Below are 24,109 nucleotides of genomic sequence, written 5' to 3'. Positions count from 1 at the left end.
AGCAGTGATTTTGATCACTATTAATATACGATATACTCTAGCGCATTTAGAAATAGTAATAAGGTGACTTTGTGGAACGTTGGTTTGAATTTATGGGGCATCACCCCTTTTTGTTTGGTGTGCTTGCGGTTTTAATTGTTCTATTCTTTGTATTTGAAGGACAACGTAGCGGCCGTAAGATTTCCCCACAGTCACTTGGTATTTTAGTGAAAGTTAAAAATGCCATTCTGATTGATTTACGCGATGCCAAAGATTTCCGTGAAGGACACATCAGTGGTAGCCGTAATATTCCATATAGCCAACTTTCAAGCCACCTTGACGAGCTAAAAACCTCTGAACGTCCGCTTGTATTCATTTGTAATATCGGACAAGTTGCAGGAAGTGCTTTACAACAAGTTGCACACCGCGACAGCTACCGCTTAGACGGTGGAGTTGCAAACTGGAAAGCTCAAGGCTTACCTTTAGTGAAAGCAAAATAATCGACCAGAAGGATTCATCAAATGGCTGAAGTAACAATTTATTCGACAACAGTATGCCCTTACTGCGTTCGTGCTAAACAATTGCTTGAGCGCAAAGGCGTCGCATTTAAAGAAATTAACCTTTCTAATGAAGCACCTGAAGTACGCGTAGAATTGATGCAACGCACCAACCACCGTACTGTGCCGCAAATTTTTATTAACGACCAATTTATTGGTGGTTTTGACCAGCTATACGCCCTAGAGCGTGATGGCAAATTAGATGAATTATTAGTTTAAATCTCACTTCAATTAAGGACTTTTACAATGAGTGAAGAACAACAAGTTCAACTCGCATTAGAACGCATTTATGTTAAAGACGCTTCATTTGAAGTACCAGGCCCACAAGTTTTTACCAAAGAATGGCAACCAGAATTAAACATCAACCTTTCTTCTGCAGCAGAAAAAATTGATGCTAACCACTTCGAAGTTTCTTTGAAAGTTGTGGTGCAAGCACAAAATGCGGGCGAAACTGCATTTATAGTTGATGTCACCCAATCAGGTATTTTCTTAATTGATGGCGTTGAAGATGATCGCTTGCCATACATCTTAGGTGCATACTGCCCAAATATTTTATTCCCATTCCTTCGTGAAGCGGTGAATGAATTAGTAACTAAAGGCAGCTTCCCACAATTACTATTAACCCCAATCAACTTTGACGCAGAGTTTGAAGCAAATATGCAACATGCTCAAGCTGCGGCTGAAGGCCAAGCTTAATTTTAAGCACGGCTAAGCGACCTTTCGGGGTCGCTTTTTTTTATGTCTGATCTTTCAATTTGCGTTTAAATGCAGGCCCACTTTTTTAAGTTTTATCTGCTGCAAGCGCAGTAACATAAAGCGCATAGCAGATATGCTAGAATTCATTTAAGTTTAAATCATTATGCCAGCAATAATACCAACAAAAGGACTGACTGAACCATGGCAAAATCTGCAAGTACCCCAACGCGTCGTTTCCTAAAACTCGCAGGAATGACTGCAACCATTGCCAGTAAAACCATCACACATTCTATCCGCAACATTAAGGCTGATGATCAGGCCAAAACCTCAGCAAAAAGTCAGCTTTTTCAAGAAATTGGCATCCAAATTGCCGATACATTAGGTGAGATGAAAGGCGCGGTGATGAAAGTTGGGCAAATTGCCTCGCAATACAAAGATCTGTTTCCAAAAGAAGTTTCCAATGCCATTGCCAAGCTGCAACGGCAAGCACCCGCCATGCCTTTTAGCGACATTCAAAAGCAAGTTGAATCCGCTTTAGGGAAACCACTTACGCATATTTTTTCAGACTTCGAGCCCGAACCTTTTGCCGCAGCTTCAATTGGACAAGTGCATCGGGCAACCTTACATACAGGCCAGCAGGTTGTTGTGAAAGTACAGTATCCCGGTGTGGACGAAGCTTGTGCAAGCGACCTTAAACAAGTTCGCCTAGCACTACGCATGATGGGACTGCTAAAAATTGATAAAACCTTGCAGGACAAGCTTTTTGCAGAAATTCAAGACAGCCTAGACAATGAACTCAACTACCAAATTGAAGCGCATAATTTAGAAATTGCACGCAATTTTCATCAAGCGATTGATTCAAAAATTATTATCCCACAGGTATTCCATGAATATTCATCACGGCATATTCTCACCTTAAGTTTAGAAATGGGCGAATCGATTGAAACGGCCAGTACATGGGCATTGCCAATACGCAATCAACTCGGACGGCGTTTAATTCAAGCCATTGGACAAGAAATTTTCTACCTGAAACGGTTTCATTGCGACCCTCATCCAGGTAACTTTGCCTTTAGAGAAGATGGCAGCGTCATTATTTACGATTACGGTAGTATTAAACAGTTATCCGAGCAAACCGTTGAGCATTATCGTGCCTTAGTTAACGCTGCACGAGAATCGAATATTCCACAACTTGAACAACATTTAAAACAACTCGAAGTAATTGAAGAAACGGGTAAATTTCCAGAAATGCTGTATAAGCAATGGCTAGAAGTGCTGCTCAGACCATTAACAACACAGTATAATTTCGAGGAAAATTCATCGCATCACGATGCAATGATTCTGGCCAAACAATCACTCAAATATTGGGATGTATTTAAACCCTCAGCAGAGACGCTGATGATCAATCGTACAGTTTCTGGACATTATTGGAATTTAATTCATTTAAAAATGCAGGATGATTTAAGTGATTTATTGAGCGATCTTGTGCCAAAACCCACGGTTTAAATCGTGATGCGTGACAAAACTTACATTTGCAACGAAACACGTACATAAGCCGCACAGTTTGAAGCATTTTCTTAATTTTGGCTTAAGTTAGCGTTCCTAAAATAAATCTAATTCATAAGCCTAAGCCCCTCCTCTTAGGCTTTTTTTTTATTTCTTCTTTTTATTTTGGAATAATTCACGCTCGCCTTGTACATGAAAGCACAGATCAGACACCACAAAAGCAAACACCTCTTGTTCAGGCTGTGTTGTCCATTGTTTTAAAATTTCTGGTGGATTTATGGTTTTAACTTGTGCTGGTGAAATCTGATTCAGTTGAATTGGCATCATAATATCGCCTTGCGACATCTGCGTAGGATCATCACTCCACTGCGACCATGCATGCGCTTGGTCTGCTAAAAACAGTACCGCTTCTTGCCAATTGTTAAACAAATCTTGCCATGCTTGAGGCAATTGAGCTTGATCGGTTGTATGGACTTCTGCGGCAAAGGAATATTGATCGTCCAATTCAATCTGTGTTGAAATTTTTGTCTGCTCTGCCGCTTGCTTCACTTGATGTTTAAATTGAGTCGCAAGTTGAGCCGGCATGACATCGCTGGCCAAGCGCCCACCAAAAACGTAAAGCAATTGATCGACAATCACCTGCTCAAAAATAACACTTTGATTGGCATGCAATCGCGCTAAATAAAAACGCCAATTACTTTGTTTTGGAGAAGGGAAAAATTTACGTAGCGGACCTAAAAATGCCAAACCAAAATGATGATGCTGATAGGTTAAAATGGTAAAAATGGTTTTGCCCTCTTTTTGCCAAAATGGCACAAAATCAGGATATTCTGCCATCACCGCATTAACATCGACCAACCAAGATAAATACACAACATCGGTGACATCACTTTTTAACTTCATAAACGGCACGTAACGCATAAGCCAACGCCGAGCCTTTATAAAACCATGCCAAGTCAAAAATTGCAGGAGGTAACGGGTAATTCTGGGTAAATGATCTAGTTTCAGTTGATGCTTATTCATCTCTTTAACACTTTAAAATGGCGTGTATTTTTTCTGAGAACAGCATACATGACATTTCAATATTTTATCGCTAAATTCAAGCAACATGCTTTTAAGAAAAATAGATTAAATGCTATGCTGCTCGGCAAATTTCATGTTTTGAGACGCATATGGCACACGAACTTTTAGCGCAATTAAAAGCAGGACAAATCCAGTTTAAAGATGTAATTGCATATATCGAACAGCATTACCATGTTCAAGCTGCTGCTTTTAAAAATGGCGCGCAACACAATGCAGCGAATGAAAACCAAGGCAGTGCCAAAGTTTTTTCATTTGCTCAATTACAGCAATTGGATCAGGCAGATACTTTGGCCTTGTTCGCCGAACATTATGCGGCTGTTTTAGCCACACCTGACGCAACAGACCATCAAAATATCCGCCAATTTATGCAACACGGCTGGTCAGGCATTGAATTTGAAGGTCAAGTATTGACTCAAAAAGCTTAAAAATACTATCCATAAAAGCAGTCAAATCGGCTGCTTTTATGATCCATGTTGGCTAATGGCCTGATAGCACGCCATACCAAGCAAGGTGCATAACAACGACCCGCACACGTGCAAAGCAATGGCTGTCATCGCTAAAGTCCATTTTCCACTTTGCAACAGCGCCACGATTTCAACCGAAAAAGTCGAGAAGGTGGTGAGTCCACCACAAAAACCGGTGACTAAAAAAAGTTTATAATTGGGGCTTAAATCACTTTGTGCAAAAAATGCAATCGCAAAACCGATAATAAAGCCACCCACTAAATTAACCGTAAGCGTGCCCAAAGGAATATTCGGATAAATCGCATTCATTTTTAAGCCTAAAAACCAACGCCCCCAACCACCCAAAACTGAGCCAAGCGCAATTGCAGCCAATGAATAAAACATAAAAAGCCCCTTTAGAGAAAAACTAAAAGAGTAAGATGATGATGGATAAGATAAATCATGATCGCGCACTCTAAAAGTAAGATACAGAGTACGCACATAAGCCTACGCCCCCTGTAATCAAGGATAAACGTAGGCATCATTAGCCGAATGGCGGTTTGTGCAAGGAGGAATGCCATCTCCGAAACATAATATAATCGATGCGTGACTCACTTGCACGCAATTTTATTCAGGTCGATTGGCATATTGCGGTAACGCATCGTCAATATCGTCCCACTCGGCTTTATGCGCAGTAAAGATATGCATGGTCGGTTTTTGGGTAATGGGCGTGTCTAATGTGCCTATTCTTAAACGATAAATTTCTGGCATATCTTGCTTTAGGCTATAAATTGGCGAGCCACATTCCATACAAAAGAACCGCTGCGTAATTGGAGTTGATTGATATTTCTTCAGTAAAAACTGACCTTGAATTAATTTAAAATCTGCAGCGGCAATCACAGCATTGGTTGCATAAGCGCTACCACTTGCTTTACGGCAACGCTGACAATGACATTGAATAATATCGCCAAGCTCACCATGAATTTCATAGCGAATGCCTTCGCACAAACAACTGCCTTGATAAATTTTTGTCATTTTTATTCTCCCTGTCGATGTTATGGCTAAGCTCAATTCCTTTTCACAGCAAACATATTAAAAATTATACGTTATTTTAACATATCTAAAAAATACTTCGCCGATGGTTCTCCATTTTCAACCGCTTTGGATAACCACTTTTTAGCCAGTGTATGGTCGGTCGTGCCCGCTTGCCCTGAAAAATACATCAATCCTAATTTAGCTTGAGCACTTGCATCATTCTGCTCTGCAGCTAAGGTCAGCCATTTCACCGCTTCAGTGATATTTCTGGCAACCCCGTATCCATTCTTATACATCATAGCAAGGTTGGTTTGCGCCAGCGAATAACCTTGCGCTGCGGCTTGTTTATACCAATCAACTGCGGCGGCATAATCGTGTGGTACACCTTCGCCTTCGCTATAAATCACCCCTAAATTAAATTGTGCATCGGTATAGCCTTGATCTGCCGATTGCCGAAACCACTGTATGGCCTGAGCCATATCTTTTTTTAAATACTGTCCCTTCAAATACAATAGCCCCAAATTAAATTGGGCTTGCGCATCGCCTTTTTCGGCGGCTTGACGAAACAGCGTAACTGCCTTTTGCATGTTTTTCGGGACACCATCTCCAGTGGCATAAATGGTGGCAAGTGTATTAATCGCAGTTAAATTGCCTTGTGCTGCGGCCTTATTCAACCAATCAAATGCTTGGTGATTATTTTGTTCAACGCCCTGTCCAAGCTTATACATCATGCTGAGCTTTAACTGAGCCGTCGCATCTGCTTGGTTTGCTCTATCTTGTAATCTGGACAAATTCTCAACAGCATCGCTTGCAAAACTGCTCTGCATAAGCAAAAGCATGAGCAATACACTCAAGTTTAATTTTTTCATTTTTAATCTGCCAGAACACGCCAAAATTTAGACTTCAATTCAATGAAGCGAGATATTCATGCACGCCTAATCCTGCAATGCGTCCCGTGGCAAAACACGCCGTCAGCAAATAACCGCCTGTGGGGGCATCCCAATCAAGCATTTCACCACAACAAAAAACCGTAGGATTTTGCTTGAGCTGTAATTGATGATGCACAGCATCCATTCTTACACCGCCAGCACAACTAATCGCTTCTTCAATGGGCCGAAAAGACTGTAGCTCTATTTTTAATTGTTTGATTTTTTGCGCTAATTTGATGGGATTAGACCATAACGATTTATCCACCAGTTCACGAATTAAACTGGCTTTGGCGGCATCTAAACCCAACTTACGCCATAAATTTGCAGTCGATTGTTTTTTATGGGGCTGTAATTTTTCTGCTATTTCATCCACGGTTAAATCGGGCAATAAATCGACGTATAAAATCATGCTTTGCTGCTGATTCAACTGCATACGTAAGTCGCGATTCAGCTTATAAATCACACCACTTTCTAAGCCATAGTGGCTGATCACCACATCGCCATGCGCTTTATTTTCGGGATTAACCCATGCCATAACACGTTTTAACGGCTGTCCAAATACCGGCTGCATGTAGTCAGACCACGTCCGCTCTACGCCTGCATTACTGGCTTGAAACGGGTTTAAACTGCCTTCGCTTAACCAATTTTGCCATGCACCATCACTGCCAAGTTTTGGCCAAGACACCGCACCACAAGCTAAAATAATCGCATCAAAAATTAGCTGTTGTATGGCATCATCCGCGTTTTTTTGAGTCGATTGCACACTTAAACAATTGCTCTGCAATGCCACACATTTATGCCGATAATGAAACTTCACGCCATGCTCGCTTAATCGCTTCAGCCATGCGCGTAATAAAGGCGCAGCCTTCATTTCTTTGGGGAAAATCCGCCCCGATGTGCCAATATACGACTGAATACCAAGTTCCTGCATCCATGTTTGAATCCAGTGGGCATCGTATTGACGAATCCACGGCGCTAACCATTCGGCATGGTCATAACGTGAAATAAACGTGTCGATTTCTTCTGCGTGCGAAATATTTAAGCCAGTTTTTCCGGCCATTAAAAACTTACGTGCAGCAGAAGGCATTTGTTCATAAATATGAATGTCATATCCAAAAGACAACAGCGCCTCTGCGGCCATTAACCCCGCAGGACCTGCCCCAACAATGGCAATTTTTTTGGGCATCATGCCACAACCGCTCCTAACAACGGCTGAAAATCATCAAACCGTGTTGTGTAGCCCGCAGGTTTTTGAATCAGCAATTGCTGACATAATTCCCCACGTTCTAAATATTTCACCTCGAAGTGTGTACGCGCAGAATCGGGGGCAATGACTTGCTTTTCATAAGGAAGTTGCCAAATCTCTTTTAATTGCTGTTCGGCTTCATTAATATATTCAGGAATATTACTCGCCAGTGTGATCTGTCCGTTGTCTTGCAAACGCGACAAAATAAACTCGAAAAATGGCATATTCAACCAACGCTGCGCAGGATTATGCGGTTCAGGATTCGGATATAAAATAAAAAATTGCTCGATCTGTGCCGGATAGAGCGCATGAGTGATCCATGGCACAGCATCGGCATGTATGGGATGCAATAACGGCGTTTCGGTAAGTTGGTGCTGCTTTTGCATTGCCTCATATTTTTCTTTGGTCCGTTCAATGGCATACAAAGTCGTCTTAGGCTGTTGCTGACTAAAAAGCACCGCATGTTTGCCTTTTCCAGCGCCAATTTCTACTGCGATTGGTTTATTTTCAATAGGTTGGAAATTTCGCGGTGCACGCATACGCTGTGCCTGAAATTGACGAATCTGCATAATCGGATCAAAATAATAAATAAGTCGCTTAAGTCTAACAAAGAGTAGCCACGCATGCCTACTCTCATCTGGTCAATGCAGGATCGAAACCATGACACAACCCAAAACTTTTCCTTGCCCACGTTGTGGCAACGCCAGCCAATGGCAAGACAATCCGTTTCGGCCATTTTGCTCTGAACGATGTAAGCTGATTGATTTAGGCGCATGGGCAAATGACGAATATCGCCTGCCCACACAAGATGCACCGCAATCTGAAATTTCTAGAACAGACGATGAGTTTTAAGCTTAACCACTTGTACTTGAAACAAAGGGATTAAACTGTTTTTCATGCCCAATGGTACTGATTGGCCCATGTCCAGAAATGAATTGGGTTTGATCGGGTAAGCTGAAGCACTCGCGCTGAATAGACGCAAGTAATTGTTCATGGTTTCCCTTCGGAAAATCCGTCCGACCAATCGAGCCTTTAAATAAAACATCGCCCGTCCACAGTACTTGATTGTGTGCATTGTAAAACATGACGTGTCCTGGGGTATGCCCTGGGGCAAAACGCACTTCAAACTGATGCTCAGCTAAACTTAAAGTTTCACCGCCATATAACCACTGATCCACATGCACGTTTTCAGGGATTGGAAAACCATAGCGAGCTGAGGTTTCTTGCAAAGCATCTAGCCAAAATTGATCATTGGGATGCGGGCCAATGACAGGCACTTGCCAAATTTTTGCTAAAGCACCAACCGCGCCCACATGGTCTAAATGGCCATGTGTAATCCATAAAGCAGTGACCTTTAAGCCCAATTCAGCCACCACTTGCTGTAATTTTTCGGCGTCGCCGCCGGCATCAATCAGCACAGCCTCTAAGGTTTCACTGTCCCAAACAATTGAACAATTTTGTGCAAATGCCGTAACAGGCACAATTTGGACTTGCAACATTGTCATTACATCCTATTTTAGGGTCAGTTTAAGTGCGTTTAGGTGAGCGGCAACCAGTTGCTCAAGCAAGTGTAAATGCATCGGCATGGTATTTAATGCAGGAATATAAGCATATTTTCCACCGCCTGCATGCTGAAACAGCTCGGCATTTTGCATGGCCAATTCTTCTAAAGTTTCTAAACAATCGGCAGAAAATGCAGGACTTAAAACCTGTACCGATTGCACCCCTTGCGCCCCCCATTCTTCTAACAAGGCATCGGTATAGGGTTTTACCCATTCTTGTTTACCAAAGCGCGACTGAAAACTAATCGCCCATTGCTGCGCGCTTAAGCCCAACGCATCTGCCAATAATTGTGCCGTACGGCGACATTGCTCGGGATAAGGATCGCCTTTATCGGCATAGGGCTGTGGAATACCATGGAACGACATAAGCAGTTTTTCAGGCACGCCATGCTGTTGTTGAAATTCGCGCACGCTCTGTGCTAAAGCCTGAATATACAGCGGATGTTGATGATAATCCCGAACAATGGTCAGCCCCGGCAAATGGCGTTGTGTTTTCACCCAATCGGCAAGAATATCGTATTGTGGCGCGGTCGATGTGGCTGAATATTGCGGAAAAAGTGGCAATAAAACTAAATGTTCTTGTGGCGGCAGCGTCGCCAATAAATCTTTTAATCCCGTTGTGCCATAGGTCATTGCGGGCACAACATTTAATTCAAATTCAGGATATTGCGGCAGCAATTGTGTTTTAACCGCATCCACCTGCGCCAGTAAAATTTCACGCATAGGCGAGGCATTTTCACCCCAAATGCTTTGGTAGGCATGGGCGACGCGCTTAGGACGAAACGGTAAAATAAACCCACGTAAAATGATTTGCCAAAGGAATTTTGGAATTTCAATCACGCGTGTGTCAGATAAAAATTCTTTTAAAAAATGGCGGACAGCAGAAACACTCGGCGCATCTGGTGTTCCTAAGTTGGCTAAAACGACAGTGACTTTCGGTTTACTCACACTAAACTCATGCTTTACAAAAATCGAGAACTGTTAATTTACCTTGTTCAGCCGATGAAAGGAACTCTGATATGTATTTGATTCTTAGCTAGCGCGACAAAGCGAAAGTCGACACAATCCATTTGCAGATCTATATTTGCCCCACCAACTCTTTGCCTTTTTCGGTCAGTTGCCACAATGCCCGATGCCGATCATCTCGGCCAATTAAAATTAACCACTGATTGGTTTTTAGCACATTTTTAATATGGTGCAGATCTCTAAAATTAACTTGCGAGCGTGCAACAGCATGTGCTCTTGGCATGTGGGTTTGTGCAGCGCTTAATCCAGTTTCGTTTAAAAAATTATTTAAACCGAGCGCAAAATAATCTTCTGGACTTGGATTTATAAAGGTAGGTGCCAAAATTTTAACAATTTTTTTCCACGACAAATCGCAGCTCAGCTTTAATTCTTTGAAGTGACCATCCTGATACGCTTGCACTTGATAATTGATGCTAAATATATCGTGGCCCTTCACGCTCGGCTGTTTCGAATCAATCTCTTGCTGTTTTTGTATCAACTCGTTTTCTAACTGGGCGATTTTTTCCTGTAGTTGTTGAATCTGTGGTGCTAAATCCATCGGCTGATAACGCACCCATCCCTCGGCTGAAAACTGTTTCAATAAACTCGACATATTCGCGCGCACCGCCAATTCAAGCTCTCTTATGCTATTAAATTCCACCACCACTGGGACATCTTGCAATAAAGTCTGACGAAATGCGTGATATTTTTCTTGGATTTTTACTGACTCGGGAAGAGGTTGCGCTGAAGGTTTTTGTAAAAAAACAATCATCGGTTTGTGTTTGGTCAGTGCATAAATATATTCGTGCTGCATGTAGCTCACACCAGACATCGAGAGTTCGCCATAGTGCTGCCCCAAAAGCAATGCAACGTAGTCTGCTTCATCAATTTTGCGGCGGGCCAATGTAGCACTGAGTGGTGTTCTTTGCGCTAAACCCCATGCAAAAAAACCCATGCCCACTAAAGTTTGGCATAACACGTCTCGCTCAGCCTGCATTTCTGGCCCTGATGCGGAAATAAACACCTGATATTTTTTATCTTTTATTGACATATTGAATTCCATTTACACACAGCAATCCCCTCATTCATCATAATTACAACTAAAAAATGGAGTATTTCAGCCCGATGCAATCGAAAAACATTCATTCTTGAACAACAAAATAATCACTTGCTTTTAATAAAGGCATCTATATTCACCACATCCCATTTTAAATGCAATGGCATAAGATGAGAAATCACCCTTTTCACATACGTTGCATTACCGCCACTGACACAACATTCAATTTGAAAATCAAAAGCAACATCTGAGGTATTCAGCAGCTCGTTTTTAATTAAAATTTTTGCGGTTTGCCGTGCAACTGCAGCACCAGAATCGATCATTTTAAGCTGCGACCCATAAAGTTGCTCAATTGCAGGCTTTAAAAAAGGATAATGGGTACAGCCCAGAACCAAATGATCCGCACCCTGATCTACAACGGGCTGTAAAACTCGTTGTAATAGCTCTAAGCAATAGCCCGACATCTCTTGCCCTGTTTCAATTAAAGGCACCAATTCTAAACAGGTCACCGGAAGCATTTTCACCCCCAATGGCTCTGCAAATTTATGTACAACCTCTTGAATCAATTGTCCTTTAAACGTGGCAGGTGTGGCTAAAACGGCAACCACTTTGCTTTTTGTCTGTAGCACCGCAGGTTTCAATGCAGGCACTAAGCCAATAATTGGAAAATTTTCGCCATAATAGTCACGCAAATAATCCAAACTAAACGCAGACGCGGTATTACAGGCCACCACCACCGCCTTACAGCCTTGCTGATATAACCACTCAATGCCTTGTGCGGTTAAACAGCGAATATCTTCACCTGTACGCGAGCCATAAGGCACATGCGCTGTGTCGGCAAAATAGACAATGCGTTCGTTGGGCAAATGCTGGGCAATTTCTTGGGCGATCGACAGCCCTCCAATTCCAGAATCAAAAATACCAATCGGTGCATTTGGGTTTGGAAGTGAAGCTGCGAGTGTTTCTGTCATCGTGGGTTGTGTTCGTGCCATGATCAAGTTAAATGATGAAGATCAAAGAATGTAAATAAGGATAAACCTCAAGCGCTGAAATGCAAGCGATAATCTCCGCTTTGCAAATGCAACTCGGTTTCGCCTTGCGCATTTTCAAACAATTCACCATACTCAACTAAATGATAAAAGCAGGCACGCTGAATCAAGGCATTTAAGCCAAAACGAACATGCAAATAAGGACGGGTTTCACCCTGATATTCTTTAAAAAAAATAGGATGCGCCTCATCAAGCACCACAATATCTTGCTGTGGCGTCATAAACTGTAAATAGACTTTTCCATCCATTTGAATTTGATCCACCCGATCAATCAATAAAGGAGCATCTTCAACCTCAATTTCAATTTGTTCGACCGGCGTTTTTAAATAAAATTTATTCTGTTCGGTCCATAGCACCCGCGAAAACAATTCAATTAAGCTTTGTCGCTGAATTTTTTGTCCTTCATGCCACCATTCGCCATTGGCTTTAATCACCAAATCCATTTTACCGCAGTGTTTGGGATGCCAATCTTGTAGCGGAGGAATGACTCTTTTGTGACTCGACTGTGCATCTTTTAGATATTGTGCGATCTGAGCAAAATTTTTATCATCACTATGTGCTGTTTTTTCATGCAGATCTGGAAAAAACTTTTGTTTTACCATCGCTTTTATGCCTTATTTGACAGAAAATACACACCGCTCAGCCAATCACACTGAGACTGGTTTATCCTATACTAACCAATATTTCTTTAGACACGTTAGCACGTTTTGTGTCTACAGCAACAGAACACTCATGGCAGCACCATTGCATTGACCTTGGTTGCCACCTATAGCAGTTGAGGAGTCCTACATGGAGCACATCGAACGCGAAGCGATGGAGTTTGACGTCGTAATTGTTGGCGCAGGCCCTGCCGGCTTATCCGCCGCCATTAAAATTCGTCAATTGGCAATTGAACATAACCTAAACGATCTATCTGTTTGCGTGGTCGAAAAAGGCTCTGAAGTAGGCGCACATATTTTATCTGGTGCTGTGCTTGAACCACGTGCATTAAACGAACTCTTCCCAAATTGGAAAGAAGATGGCGCACCTTTAAATGTGCCTGTGACTGAAGATAAAACCTTCTTCTTAATGTCTGAAACCACATCTAAAGAAGCCCCACATTGGATGGTTCCTAAAACCATGCATAACGATGGCAACTATGTGGTGTCACTTGGCAACGTGGTGCGTTGGTTAGGGCAAAAAGCTGAAGAACTTGAAGTTTCTATTTTTCCAGGTTTTGCTGCAAGCGAAGTGCTTTACCATGAAGATGGCACCGTAAAAGGTATTCAAACTGGCGACATGGGCATTGGTAAAGATGGCGAACCCACGCATAACTTTGCGCCGGGTTACGAATTACATGCCAAATACACCCTTTTTGCCGAAGGTTGCCGCGGGCATTTAGGTAAACGCCTCATTAACAAATTTAATTTAGACAAAGATGCCGATCCACAACACTACGGAATTGGTATTAAAGAATTATGGGAAATTGACCCTGCCAAGCACAAACCGGGTTTAGTCATGCACGGTACAGGCTGGCCATTGGCGGAAACTGCATCTGCAGGCGGATGGTGGTTGTATCATGCCGAAAACAACCAAGTGACTTTGGGCATGATTATTGATTTGTCTTACCAAAATCCACACATGTTCCCGTTTATGGAAATGCAACGCTGGAAAACCCATCCGTTAATTAAGCAATATTTAGAAGGCGGTAAACGTATTTCTTATGGCGCACGTGCAGTGGTTAAAGGCGGTTTTAATTCTTTACCTAAACTGACTTTTGCCGGTGGTTGTTTAATTGGAGATGATGCAGGTTTCTTAAACTTCGCCAAAATTAAAGGCTCACACACCGCCATGAAATCGGGCATGCTGTGTGGTGAAGCGGTATTTGAAGCTATTCAAGCCGGCGTTGCAAAAGGCGGTGACTTAGCCATTGCCCGTGTGGTTGAAGGCGAAGACTTCTTTGTAAAAGAACTGACCAGTTACACCGAAAAATTTGACCATAGCTGGCTGAAAGACGAACTATATAGCGCACGTAACTTTGGCCCTGCAATGCACAAATTTGGTACTTGGATTGGTGGTGCATTTAACTTTATTGACCAAAATGTCTTTAAAGTGCCATTTACCTTGCGCGACTTAGTGCCTGACTTCTCGGCTTTAAAAACCGTTGATGCAACGACATTTAAACCTAACTATCCAAAAGCCGATGGCAAACTCACCTTTGACCGGTTATCTTCGGTGTTTATTTCAAATACCGTGCATGAAGAAAATCAGCCTTCGCATTTGAAATTGACCGATGCAAGCATTCCTGTCAGCGTCAATTTACCGAAATGGGACGAACCAGCACAGCGCTATTGCCCAGCTGGGGTGTATGAAATTGTTGAGGAAAATGACGGCGCGAAACGCTTTCAAATTAATGCAGCCAACTGTGTCCACTGTAAAACCTGTGATATTAAAGATCCATCACAGAACATTACATGGATTGCGCCGGAAGGCGGCGGCGGACCGAACTATCCGAATATGTAAGCCAAGCAGATGTGTACTGTAAAAGTATAGCTTTAACAGTACCTTGTGAATCGAATGATTCGAACAGCACATGTTTAGAAACAACGATTCAAGCTGTTATAACCCACCTTCATTTAGGTGGGTTATTTTTTTGCGCAGAAATTTTTTTAAATTTCTCATCTTTTTTATTTTTTAGAAAAATAAATGAGTTACTTTGAATTCAACTATTCATACAGAAAAAAACACATTAATTACAAAAATTAACTCTTGAAAAAATAATCTATACAATTAGAATTACTTTGTTTTTATCATAATAAATTGAATAAAATGACGATTTCAGGAAGAAAATCATCGCTTGCAGCGATTATCACACTATCTGTTGCTACAACTAATCTCGCGCATGCGGCTACATTTAAGACCTACAAAGAGGATAGCGATCAATTTAGAACCGCATTGAATCAGAATAATGAAGCCAATTTCACTGAAAAATTCAAAAAAAGCGCTTCTAAAAAAGACGGTGTCTTGTATTTATTAGAACAAGCACGTATTCAACAAGTCGATCAAAATTATCAAGCCAGTTTAGACACCTATAAAAAAGCTTTTGAGCTGTTAGACAAACAAAATCATCGTTCGAAAATCAGTGCTTCGCGGGTAGGTTTTCAAGCATTGTCAATGCTCAGTAACGACTCGGTTGTCCCCTATTTGGTTCCGCCTTACGAGCAAGTCATTGCCCATATCTCACAAGCCAAAAATTATATTTACTTAAAAGATATGGATGCTGCTGCGGTTGAAATGCGAATTGCACAACAAATACAGCGTGATATCGAACTTGCACATGAACAAGAGCTGGCGAAAAAAGTTGAAAAAGCCAAGAAAAAGAATGCAGAACCGGAACAAGAACCAGAAACCAAACAAATTGATGACGCCTTAGTTGGACTCAATCCAATTGCAGGAAAAATTAAAAACACCTATCAAAATAGCTATTCCTTTTATATGGCCGCCAGTTTATGGGAGGTTTTAGGTGAATATAACGATGCTTTAGTCGATTATAAAAAAGCGTATGAATTACAGCCTGACCCACAAATTGCCGCAGATATTCAACGGGTCGATAAAGCCAGCAAACAAAAAGATAAAAATGTGCCTGTCATTATTTTTATCGAGCAAGGGCTTGTTCCACAAAAAGTTGAAAATAAACTGGTCTTACCTGGTCCGAATGGCTTAATTAATATTGCTTTTGCAAGTTATGAACCCAAAACGTATCAAACACCACAAGCCACACAAGTCCTGATTAATAATAAAAAAATTCAAAATAGTTATGTGCTGAATGATATTGGTGCATTGGCGGTAAAAGAACTTAAAGAACATACCACTGCAACGGTAAGCCGACAAATTATGCGCACAACCGCCAAATATATTGCGCAAGAGCAACTTGGCAGACAGTTAGGTACTGTTGGGCAATTGGCGGGCATGCTAATGAACACAGCCACCGATCATGCAGATTTACGCTCTTGGTCTACGCTGCCAAGTAATACGCAAGTTGCACGGCTGAATTTAGCCCCTGGAAAATATCAACTCCAGCTGGCAAATGCAGGCAAATACAGTTCACCAATTAGTATTGATACCACAGCAAACCAAACCGTTTTTGTCTATGCCTACGACATTAACAATAAAATTTCGGTGAGCAGTAGTTCATTTTCTAAACCTTAATATCTTGGACACCTTATACGATGAAGCTTCTAACTTTCAGCATTTTATGTAGTTTAGGCCTATCTTTAACGGCTTGTACGGCACCCAACTCACTGAGCACCCAAACACAAGATAACGGCACAATGACCGTGAAAAAGCTGACCAATAATGCAGCCTTATTTACCGAAATTGGTGTTAGCCGCGTGAGTATGCAAAACGTTGGCGATCTAAAAAAAGTCGCACTTGGAATTAAAAACCAACGATTTAATAACAAACATTTTAATTACAAAATTGTTTGGGTCGATGCCGATGGTGTCGAAGTCAATCCTGAAGGATCAATTTGGAAGCCGATTGATTTAACTGGACGCGAAATCAAAAGCGTGCAATCTCTTGCACCCAATCCATCAGCAGTTGATGTTGTTGTTTACTTAAAGAAATGAGAGAGTTGAAGTCATGAAATTAAAATTAGCCGCCGCAATTTTTGCAGGTACAACATTATTAAGCGGTTGTGCAACCTCAAACGTGAGCTATGGCGATGCTCAATCCGTTGAAACATTAACTACCGATTTTGGTTCAACCGACTTACAAATGATTGCCAACAAAATGGTTGACGATATGCTGAGCTTCCCGCCAGTCATTCAAATGACACAGTCTCGTCGTCCAGTGATGTTTGTTGAACGCATTAAAAACAAAACCCAAGAACACATTGATACCGAATCAATTACCGATACTATCCAAAGCAAATTAACCAATTCAGGTAAATTCCGTTTTGTTGATATGACCTCAGCAAGTGCCATGGCCGATCAAATTGCCTATCAAAAACAAAGTGGCATGGTCAACCAAGCCACCTCTGTACGTGCAGGCGGTCATATTGGTGCTGAATATATGCTCAATGGCAACTTGTCTAGTATTGTGAAAAATGCCGGCGGTAAAAGCGATGTTTACTATAAGTTCACGCTAAAATTACAAAATATTCAAACAGGTATTGTTGAATGGACGGGCGAAAAAGAAATCCGTAAATCGGGTAAACGCTCAACCTTCGGTCTATAATTTATCTATGTGCTCATCGCATATTGCAACATTGCTGCGATGAGCCATCGCTTAAGTAGAACATAATGAAAAAAATGATATTCACGCTGGCACTGCTGTTAGGGTCAGCCACCCATGCCATTGCCGGCGTTAAAGAAGTCGTTAAGGACGCGACAGGCAGCGGCCCGACACAACAACAAGCTGTTGCTGAAGCACTGTTAATTGCCGTACAGTCGGTTAATGGGACAGGCGTTTCTTCACGAGTCGATTATGAAGAAACCGTTTCAATGTCTATTGGACGCAACCAATGGAATTACAGCAGTAAAACCTCGCCCGTTTTTAGCGTTGATACCTCGGGTACAGGTTCTGTCAGCCGTTTTCAGGTTTTAAGTTTAACAGGATCTAAAGATCACTATCGTGCACATGTCCGCGCTTATGTAAATAAGTTTGAATCTGCAGTGAATGATCAACACTTAAAACGCATTGCCATTTTGCCATTTCGCCTAACCAGTCGTACGGAAAATGCTGAAAATGTCAGTGAAGAATTAGCCGATTTAGTCGGAACGTACATGACCCAATCGGGGCAACTCAGTGTACTCGATCGTCAATACTTGGCTGAAATGCAATATGAAAATGACGTTTTAAACTGGGATGGTGCTCCGCAAGAACTTGCACGTATTGGGCAAAAAGTTGGGGTTGATTATTTAGTTGTCGGTAAAATTACCCAACTTTCAGCCGCCTCAAGCTCGTCTATGTATGGCCTAAACAAAGATGCACAGCAAGTTCGTCTCACTTGGCGTGTCATTGAAGCAAATACCAGCAAGGTGGTTGCAGCAGGCACACTCAACAAGACCATCTCGGCATTTTCAGGGCAAAATCTTGTTACGGGTGCATCTAACAATGCAACCGATGCGTTGGCACAAGGCGTTTACCAAGATATTATGGCGGGCTTAAAATTAAAAAGCAGAACATCGGCTACACAAGCGGCTGTAGATACATCACCGGGTTATGACATGACACCGGGGTCAAGCGACAAGCCCATTAAATGGTAAGTTCACCCACTAAAATGTGACTCAAGTGGGTCACATTTTAACTGCCCTTTTTCACCAAATAATGATATTCCTTCTGGCTTTTTTCATCCAAAATTTCTTCCTGCAACATCAACTCATGCCCCATATGCACACAAAAACGAGGGATATCCCACGATGTAGATGGATCGGTTGCAAACACCTCAACAATATCACCTGTTTGTAATTTTCTTAATGCTTGACGCAACATCATAATCGGATCAGGACAATATAAACCGCGCGTATTCAGCTCGGTTACAGGCATACTTTGCTCGGACATGAAATACTCAAATTAAAACAATCTACCCCATTTTAGCATAAAGCTTTTTTTCGCATGTACCACGTTATCTTCAACAATCGCAATTTTGATACCGTTTACTAGATGCACAAGGCATTTTTCTTCGGTATGATAAAATTTAATTCTATATTCAAGACCGATTTAGGAAAAATCATGCAAGAGGAATCAAGCCCATCGTGGGGTATGCTGGGCTTACGAAAGTGGTTGGGGACTGCCCCTGAAAATCGCGATGAATTATTAAAACTGGTTCAAGACTCGCGCCGCTTCTTAGAACCCGATACCGTAACCATGTTAGAAGGTGTGCTCGACTTACCCGCAACTAAAATCCGAGAGGTCATGACCCCTCGAACAGCAATGATTAGCTTACAAGAAAATGATCAGTTGCTCGATATTTTGCATGTTTTGATTGAATCTGCACATTCTCGTTTTCCTATTTTCTCGGCCGATCAGCCTGAAAATGTGGTGGGCATTTTATTGGCCAAAGATTTACTGCCATGCCTGACTGAACCCAGCACCAAAGTCGATTTATGTGCGCTGATGCGTCAGCCGCTGTTTGTGCCTGAAAGTGCGCGTTCCGACCAAGTGTTGCGCATGCTCAAAAAGACCCAAACCCATATTGCCATTGTAATTGACGAACACGGTGCGACTTCAGGTTTAGTGACCTTAGAAGATATTTTAGAAGAAATTGTTGGCGAAATTGAAGATGAACATGACCACGCCGATGAAGACGCCGCGCTGATTGTTCCCGATCCAAAACACAATCCGGCCAATGCTTGGCTGGTGCAAGCCCTCACACCCATTGAATATTTTAATGATACGTTGGATGCAGATTTTCCAGATGACGAAGTTGAAACTGTAGGCGGTTTATTATTACAAGAAATTGGTTTGGTGAATGATCTTGAAGGTCAAACCATCGAACTTGGCGATTGGAATTTTACCATTGTGCAAGCCGATACCCGTAGCATTCATTTAATTCGTGCGACCCGTAAATAATTTTTATGTCAAAAAAAATAATATCTCAGATGAACGTATTGCCCACGTGGTTAGTTAGTGTGATTGCACTGATTGCCGGTGGAATATTTAGCTTTTCGCTGGCACCTTACGATTACTGGTGGCTGGCATTACTCAGCCCTGCTTTGTTATATGCCTGCTTACAGCAACGTAAAGCTCCCCAAGCCTTTTTGATTGGTTGGAGCTATGGCTTTGGACTCTGGTTTGTGGGTGCATTTTGGCTCTACACGTCAATTCATGTCTATGGCGATACCAGTTCGATTGTCAGTGTCTTTTTAATTGTGCTTCTCGCCATCATCATGGGCTTATTTAGTGCCTTACAAACATGGATTTACCGACGATTTTTCCCAGAAACACCACTGACCTTTGCTCCACTGTGGGTGTTGTTTGAATGGGTAAAAACGTGGTTATTTACTGGCTTCCCATGGTTGTTTGTGGGTTATGCCTTTACCGAACGTTTCTTAGATCATTACGCGCCGTTATTTGGTGTTTTTGGCGTTTCCTTTATTGCGGTGCTGATTGCAAGCGCAGCGGTCGAAATGCTCAAGAAACGAATCTTCTGGGCAATTCCGATCAGCGTAGTTTTAGTACTTGCTTGGGCAGTCTCTCATCTTGTGTTTGTGCAGCCTAAAGCCGAACGCCCGTTAACGGTTTCATTGATTCAAGGCAACATTCCTCAAGATTTAAAATGGCTGACCAGTTATCAGAACAAAACCTTAGAGATTTATAGCCATTTAAGTGCCTCTGAATGGGGACGAGATTTAGTGGTTTGGCCTGAATCGTCAATTCCTATGGCACAAACCGCAATTGAACCCTTCTTAAATGAAATGACCGATGCTGCACTCAGCCAAGGTTCAGCATGGGTAACGGGTATTCCTTATTTTGATGAATCCGCTTCAATTAAAGCGAAAAAAGCACTGTTTTATAATAGCTTAATGGCCTCGGGTGAAAAAACATCGGGCTTATATCTTAAACAACGCTTGGTTCCTTTCGGCGAATATATTCCGTTGTCGGGCTTACTAAAATGGCTACTGCCTGCTTTACAAAATGATGCCAGCGTAGAAGGTTTTAGCGCAGGACCTGCACATCAAGCCTTACTGAATGTGAAACAACATGCTTTAGGTGCAGCCATTTGTTATGAGGTGGCGTATCCTAATTTAACTCGTCAGAACGCCAAAAACAGCGACTTTATGATTACCGTGTCTAACGATGCGTGGTTTACAGGTACCGCAGGTCCTTGGCAACATTTACAAATGGTGCAAATGCGCGCCAAAGAAAATGGTCGTTGGTTTATTCGTGCCACCAATACAGGTGTGACCGCATTTATTAATGCCGATGGGCATATTGTCGAACAGGCACCACTCGATCATGAATATGTCTTACGTGGAAACTTACCCGCGTATACAGGGCAAACCTTGTATAACCGCTTAGGTGATTGGCCCGTGTTGGTTTTTAGTGGATTGTTACTGCTACTCGGCTTACGTTATCGCCCACGTGAGGTCAATGTGTCATTTAAAGCACGCCGCTAATACACCGCATCTAGCCAGATTGGTCTGGCTAGATGCTTGGATTTATTGAACCCATAGTCCCCAAGAATGCGAACTGATATACGCCACCAACAATACAAATAACAGCATCGGCAGTTGCTTATAATATTTTACCACCCGCATTTCAGCGTCTGAAAATATTGTAGATACCGGAAACTGTAGCAGTTGTAATGCGCAAATGAAGCCTACGCTTAACCAAGAACAAAATAAACTGAGTGCAAAAAAACCGAATACAATTTGGCTAGATGCTTGGCTGATCTGCCACAGCTCAAGATAGGCTTGTTGTACTGGTAAAATCGCCAAGATCAATCCAACGGTTTTTAATATCCGCCAATGGAATTGATTGATCGGCTCTTTAAAAAATTCAGTATTCATGTATGTCATCTCCGACAAAAATACTCATGTTTAAATATTAAGCTATTTTCGCATCAATGAAATAGCCTATTTTCCTTCTTATTTTATTTTTCTTGTAACTATTATATTTGAGAATTATTCTTATTATAAATTAAAAAGTTAAATGGGATTTTTTATTATTTCCATCCTTCTATAATGGGTTAATCTGCGCAAAAAAAAGACCAACCGAGATCACCCGATGGGTCTAATTTTTTGAATTAATAATGAAGGGTATAACTTAATGCAAACGTTCTACCTTGTGCTGGAATATCTAAATATTGATTGCTATTTGTTACTGCTGCTTGTTGCGCAAAGACCGTTTTATACTGACGATTCCAAACATTATAAACGCCAAAATTTACAGTGCCTTTATATGCTGGAAAATGAGCTAATACATCCATAGTTGTATAGCCTTTAATTTTTGCAGCGTTATTGTCGTCAGCACGATATCCTTTTGCAACAAAAGCTAAATCATCCTTGTATGCTTTATCAGACCCTTTTATCGCTGTAGCTTGTACACGTAATCCATAACCTTCATCATTATTCCAATCTGCAAATAAAGTTGCTTTTATTGGAGACACTTGAAATGCATTCAGCTCATGCCAACTATTAGACGTATCTTTATATTGTCCTCGAGTATAAGCAAATGTACCACCAACACTATATTCATTTAAGAACTGATACTTTGCATTTAGCTCAGCACCATAAACGCGTTGATCTGTATTAACGATATGCGCGGCTCTACTACTAAATTGAACTGATTTATCGGATGTATTATAAAACCCTGTGATTGCAAGATTTAATCCCTGATCTTCTTGTAGTCGCCACCCAAGCTCATAACTATTAACAGATATCGGTTGTAAATTGGCTGTTGTAACATTATAGGTAGATACATCACGCAACATCCGTTGTACATCTGGATAGCTAAAGCCTTGTGAAAAATTAGCAAATATTTGCTGAGCATCTGTCAGCTTATAAACAGTGCCGAGATTAAATAAAAATTTATCTGCATCTGTTTTTCCACCAGCAACTTCTTGTTTCTCTCTTGCAGGAATATAAGCATCGGTCTTCGCTTGAATATATTGATAACGAACTCCGCCTTTTACGCTGAATCGATCTGTTAACGCATAATCTGCTTGTGTAAACGCACCGATACTATCTATATGCGTGTCTGGACCTTGACTCTGAGATATCCCTGTTGCGGTATAGCTTAAGCCATTGTTAGATGCGGTATAGTTATCTGCCCACTGACTATCGTTCTCATGATCATAATCGATGCCATAGGTTAAATTCAGCGGATGATCAAATATGGATAAATCACTGCTCATTGTTGAGCGTAAACCATAAAAATCATTCTCTGATTCACTTTGTTTGACGGTATAACCATTTTTAACAGTTTCACCGTAATAAGGCAGGAATCGCATTTTTTCTTTACGATAGTAAGCATCTAAATTTAAAGTTTGCCCCAAAAAGTCTGTATTTTGATATTGGGTATTCAGCCCATAACGTTCAGTAAATGGCTGATTAGGGATATTCCATCCTTTTTTTGCTGTGTAATAATCGGATGTTGTATTGCTGTAGTCAGGGCCATAATCTGAATCTTGCTTATCTTTATAATACTGCGCACCTAGGCTCAAGGTTTGATGATCATCTAAATTAAATCCGAGTCGGCCATTAACATCTAAAGTATTGGTATCCATGGTACTTCCTTGCCATGGACTTAAAGAAATACGATCACCCTTTCCATCAAATTGCGAACCTGTACTTGTATAATTAACACCTAAGAAAGCATTCATTTTATCGTTATTAAAAGATGCTGTTTGCCCCACTTCATAAGCAAGACCATCTCCACGGAAGTTGTCTGCTGAGGTTAACCCAACTTTGGTTGAGAAGCTCACTGGTTGATTGGGGTCAGCACGTTTGCTGATGATATTAATAATGCCGCCAGTGGCACCAGATCCATAAACACTGCTTGCCCCTGAAACCACTTCGATATGATCAATTGATTCTGGACTGATACTATTTAATTGACGTGCGGCATCTCGAGATCCCGTTTGTGGTACACCATCAATCATCACCAAAACATTGCGTCCACGCATAGTTTGACCATAGTTACTGGTTGTACCACTGCTTGGCGCCAGCGATGGCACCAGTTGTGCCAAAATATCGGCCACTTTACGCCCTGCGCCTGACTGCTGCGCAATTTCCGTACCGGCAATAGTTTGTACGGTACCCGCAATCTCGGCAATGGTTTTAGGCGTTCGGGTTGCGGTTACAACAATTTTAGGTAACTCTGCTGAATGTTCTGAAGAATGACTGACAGGCGTTACCGTGTCATCAGCAAAAGCTTGACTAGAGAGGGCAACGAAAATACACAGATGAAGATAAGACAAACGCATACAAAACTCATAGATTATTAAAAACAATTAATAATAATTATCACTATCATTTAT

Annotated in this window: 27 protein-coding genes and 1 riboswitch; of the genes, 13 read left to right on the top strand and 14 right to left on the bottom strand. The window is 41.6% G+C overall.

The window, feature by feature from the left end; translation table 11 throughout:
* Positions 1–71 precede the first annotated feature (71 nt).
* The 4 genes from I2F62_RS04305 (at position 72) to I2F62_RS04290 (ending at position 2,735) form a co-directional block, all read left to right on the top strand.
* Positions 72–479: a rhodanese-like domain-containing protein gene (locus I2F62_RS04305; protein WP_324625791.1), complete on the top strand. Its 408-nt coding sequence runs from the start codon at positions 72–74 to the stop codon at positions 477–479.
* Between the two features lie 21 nt (positions 480–500).
* Positions 501–755: a glutaredoxin 3 gene (gene grxC, locus I2F62_RS04300; RefSeq protein ID WP_324625790.1), complete on the top strand. Its 255-nt coding sequence runs from the start codon at positions 501–503 to the stop codon at positions 753–755.
* 27 nt (positions 756–782) lie between these two features.
* Positions 783–1,232, top strand: a complete 450-nt coding sequence (gene secB / locus I2F62_RS04295) for a protein-export chaperone SecB (protein WP_324625789.1) — start codon at positions 783–785, stop codon at positions 1,230–1,232.
* A 201-nt stretch (positions 1,233–1,433) separates the two neighbouring features.
* Positions 1,434–2,735: an AarF/ABC1/UbiB kinase family protein gene (locus tag I2F62_RS04290; RefSeq protein WP_324625788.1), complete on the top strand. Its 1,302-nt coding sequence runs from the start codon at positions 1,434–1,436 to the stop codon at positions 2,733–2,735.
* Positions 2,736–2,882: 147 nt separating this feature from the next.
* Here I2F62_RS04290 and I2F62_RS04285 read toward each other — a convergent pair whose 3' ends face one another.
* A complete protein-coding gene (locus tag I2F62_RS04285; protein ID WP_324625787.1) occupies positions 2,883–3,758 on the bottom strand; it encodes a hypothetical protein in 876 nt (291 codons plus the stop codon).
* A 149-nt stretch (positions 3,759–3,907) separates the two neighbouring features.
* On the opposite strand from I2F62_RS04285, the gene I2F62_RS04280 reads away from it, so the two are divergent.
* The gene (locus tag I2F62_RS04280; protein WP_324625786.1) at positions 3,908–4,243 is read left to right on the top strand and encodes a HopJ type III effector protein; all 336 of its coding nucleotides are present in this window, start codon (positions 3,908–3,910) and stop codon (positions 4,241–4,243) included.
* A gap of 36 nt (positions 4,244–4,279) precedes the next feature.
* On the opposite strand, the gene crcB is transcribed toward I2F62_RS04280, so the two are convergent.
* The 5 genes from crcB to I2F62_RS04255 form a co-directional block, all read right to left on the bottom strand.
* Positions 4,280–4,666: a fluoride efflux transporter CrcB gene (gene crcB / locus I2F62_RS04275; protein WP_324625785.1), complete on the bottom strand. Its 387-nt coding sequence runs from the start codon at positions 4,664–4,666 to the stop codon at positions 4,280–4,282.
* A gap of 123 nt (positions 4,667–4,789) precedes the next feature.
* Positions 4,790–4,855, bottom strand: a riboswitch (Fluoride riboswitch).
* A 33-nt stretch (positions 4,856–4,888) separates the two neighbouring features.
* Positions 4,889–5,296 (bottom strand): GFA family protein, encoded by a 408-nt coding sequence (locus I2F62_RS04270; RefSeq protein WP_324625784.1) that lies wholly within the window; start codon positions 5,294–5,296, stop codon positions 4,889–4,891.
* A gap of 71 nt (positions 5,297–5,367) precedes the next feature.
* Entirely contained in the window at positions 5,368–6,165 is a 798-nt protein-coding gene (locus tag I2F62_RS04265; protein ID WP_324625783.1) for a tetratricopeptide repeat protein, read from the bottom strand.
* Between the two features lie 34 nt (positions 6,166–6,199).
* Positions 6,200–7,411: a TIGR03862 family flavoprotein gene (locus I2F62_RS04260; RefSeq protein WP_324625867.1), complete on the bottom strand. Its 1,212-nt coding sequence runs from the start codon at positions 7,409–7,411 to the stop codon at positions 6,200–6,202.
* Positions 7,411–8,040 (bottom strand): SAM-dependent methyltransferase, encoded by a 630-nt coding sequence (locus tag I2F62_RS04255; protein WP_324625782.1) that lies wholly within the window; start codon positions 8,038–8,040, stop codon positions 7,411–7,413. Before I2F62_RS04255 ends, I2F62_RS04260 begins: the two co-directional genes overlap by 1 nt.
* Before the next feature lie 91 nt (positions 8,041–8,131).
* Between I2F62_RS04255 and I2F62_RS04250 the strand changes: the two genes are divergently transcribed.
* Complete coding sequence (locus I2F62_RS04250) at positions 8,132–8,323, top strand: DNA gyrase inhibitor YacG (protein WP_324625781.1); 192 nt, start codon at positions 8,132–8,134, stop codon at positions 8,321–8,323.
* 2 nt (positions 8,324–8,325) lie between these two features.
* Here I2F62_RS04250 and I2F62_RS04245 read toward each other — a convergent pair whose 3' ends face one another.
* The 5 genes from I2F62_RS04245 to I2F62_RS04225 form a co-directional block, all read right to left on the bottom strand.
* A complete protein-coding gene (locus tag I2F62_RS04245; protein ID WP_324625780.1) occupies positions 8,326–8,970 on the bottom strand; it encodes an MBL fold metallo-hydrolase in 645 nt (214 codons plus the stop codon).
* 12 nt (positions 8,971–8,982) lie between these two features.
* On the bottom strand, positions 8,983–9,981 hold the full coding sequence (gene hemH / locus I2F62_RS04240) for a ferrochelatase (protein ID WP_324625779.1): 999 nt from the start codon (positions 9,979–9,981) through the stop codon (positions 8,983–8,985).
* Between the two features lie 130 nt (positions 9,982–10,111).
* Positions 10,112–11,089, bottom strand: coding sequence for a DUF4062 domain-containing protein (locus I2F62_RS04235; protein ID WP_420713714.1), 978 nt, complete (start codon positions 11,087–11,089; stop codon positions 10,112–10,114).
* Positions 11,090–11,202: 113 nt separating this feature from the next.
* Complete coding sequence (gene murI, locus I2F62_RS04230) at positions 11,203–12,087, bottom strand: glutamate racemase (RefSeq protein WP_420713713.1); 885 nt, start codon at positions 12,085–12,087, stop codon at positions 11,203–11,205.
* Between the two features lie 47 nt (positions 12,088–12,134).
* Positions 12,135–12,746 carry a DUF1285 domain-containing protein gene (locus I2F62_RS04225; RefSeq protein WP_324625777.1) on the bottom strand — a complete coding sequence of 204 codons (612 nt, stop codon included), beginning with the start codon at positions 12,744–12,746 and terminating at the stop codon, positions 12,135–12,137.
* Between the two features lie 166 nt (positions 12,747–12,912).
* Between I2F62_RS04225 and I2F62_RS04220 the strand changes: the two genes are divergently transcribed.
* From I2F62_RS04220 to I2F62_RS04200, 5 genes are all read left to right on the top strand, one after another.
* Complete coding sequence (locus I2F62_RS04220) at positions 12,913–14,646, top strand: electron transfer flavoprotein-ubiquinone oxidoreductase (RefSeq protein ID WP_324625865.1); 1,734 nt, start codon at positions 12,913–12,915, stop codon at positions 14,644–14,646.
* Positions 14,647–14,952: 306 nt separating this feature from the next.
* A complete protein-coding gene (locus I2F62_RS04215) occupies positions 14,953–16,332 on the top strand; it encodes a hypothetical protein (RefSeq protein ID WP_324625776.1) in 1,380 nt (459 codons plus the stop codon).
* A gap of 20 nt (positions 16,333–16,352) precedes the next feature.
* Entirely contained in the window at positions 16,353–16,751 is a 399-nt protein-coding gene (locus I2F62_RS04210) for a DUF1425 domain-containing protein (protein WP_324625775.1), read from the top strand.
* A gap of 13 nt (positions 16,752–16,764) precedes the next feature.
* Positions 16,765–17,361 carry a penicillin-binding protein activator LpoB gene (lpoB, locus tag I2F62_RS04205; protein ID WP_324625774.1) on the top strand — a complete coding sequence of 199 codons (597 nt, stop codon included), beginning with the start codon at positions 16,765–16,767 and terminating at the stop codon, positions 17,359–17,361.
* Positions 17,362–17,426: 65 nt separating this feature from the next.
* Positions 17,427–18,392 (top strand): CsgG/HfaB family protein, encoded by a 966-nt coding sequence (locus I2F62_RS04200; RefSeq protein WP_324625773.1) that lies wholly within the window; start codon positions 17,427–17,429, stop codon positions 18,390–18,392.
* 37 nt (positions 18,393–18,429) lie between these two features.
* Here the strand turns inward: I2F62_RS04200 and tusA are convergent, their stop codons facing one another.
* Entirely contained in the window at positions 18,430–18,687 is a 258-nt protein-coding gene (tusA, locus tag I2F62_RS04195) for a sulfurtransferase TusA (protein ID WP_324625772.1), read from the bottom strand.
* Positions 18,688–18,858: 171 nt separating this feature from the next.
* On the opposite strand from tusA, the gene I2F62_RS04190 reads away from it, so the two are divergent.
* Positions 18,859–19,698 (top strand): HlyC/CorC family transporter, encoded by an 840-nt coding sequence (locus tag I2F62_RS04190; RefSeq protein WP_324625771.1) that lies wholly within the window; start codon positions 18,859–18,861, stop codon positions 19,696–19,698.
* A gap of 5 nt (positions 19,699–19,703) precedes the next feature.
* A complete protein-coding gene (gene lnt / locus I2F62_RS04185; protein ID WP_420713712.1) occupies positions 19,704–21,245 on the top strand; it encodes an apolipoprotein N-acyltransferase in 1,542 nt (513 codons plus the stop codon).
* Positions 21,246–21,287: 42 nt separating this feature from the next.
* Here lnt and I2F62_RS04180 read toward each other — a convergent pair whose 3' ends face one another.
* Both I2F62_RS04180 and I2F62_RS04175 read right to left on the bottom strand, forming a co-directional pair.
* Complete coding sequence (locus I2F62_RS04180; RefSeq protein ID WP_324625770.1) at positions 21,288–21,638, bottom strand: hypothetical protein; 351 nt, start codon at positions 21,636–21,638, stop codon at positions 21,288–21,290.
* A gap of 236 nt (positions 21,639–21,874) precedes the next feature.
* Complete coding sequence (locus I2F62_RS04175; protein WP_324625769.1) at positions 21,875–24,055, bottom strand: TonB-dependent receptor; 2,181 nt, start codon at positions 24,053–24,055, stop codon at positions 21,875–21,877.
* Between the last annotated feature and the right edge of the window lie 54 nt (positions 24,056–24,109).

The sequence above is a fragment of the Acinetobacter sp. MD2(2019) genome, assembly GCF_035615615.1.
Classification (GTDB): domain Bacteria; phylum Pseudomonadota; class Gammaproteobacteria; order Pseudomonadales; family Moraxellaceae; genus Acinetobacter.
Note: the sequence above shows the minus strand (reverse complement) of the source record. Positions and strands in the feature narration are given on the sequence as shown.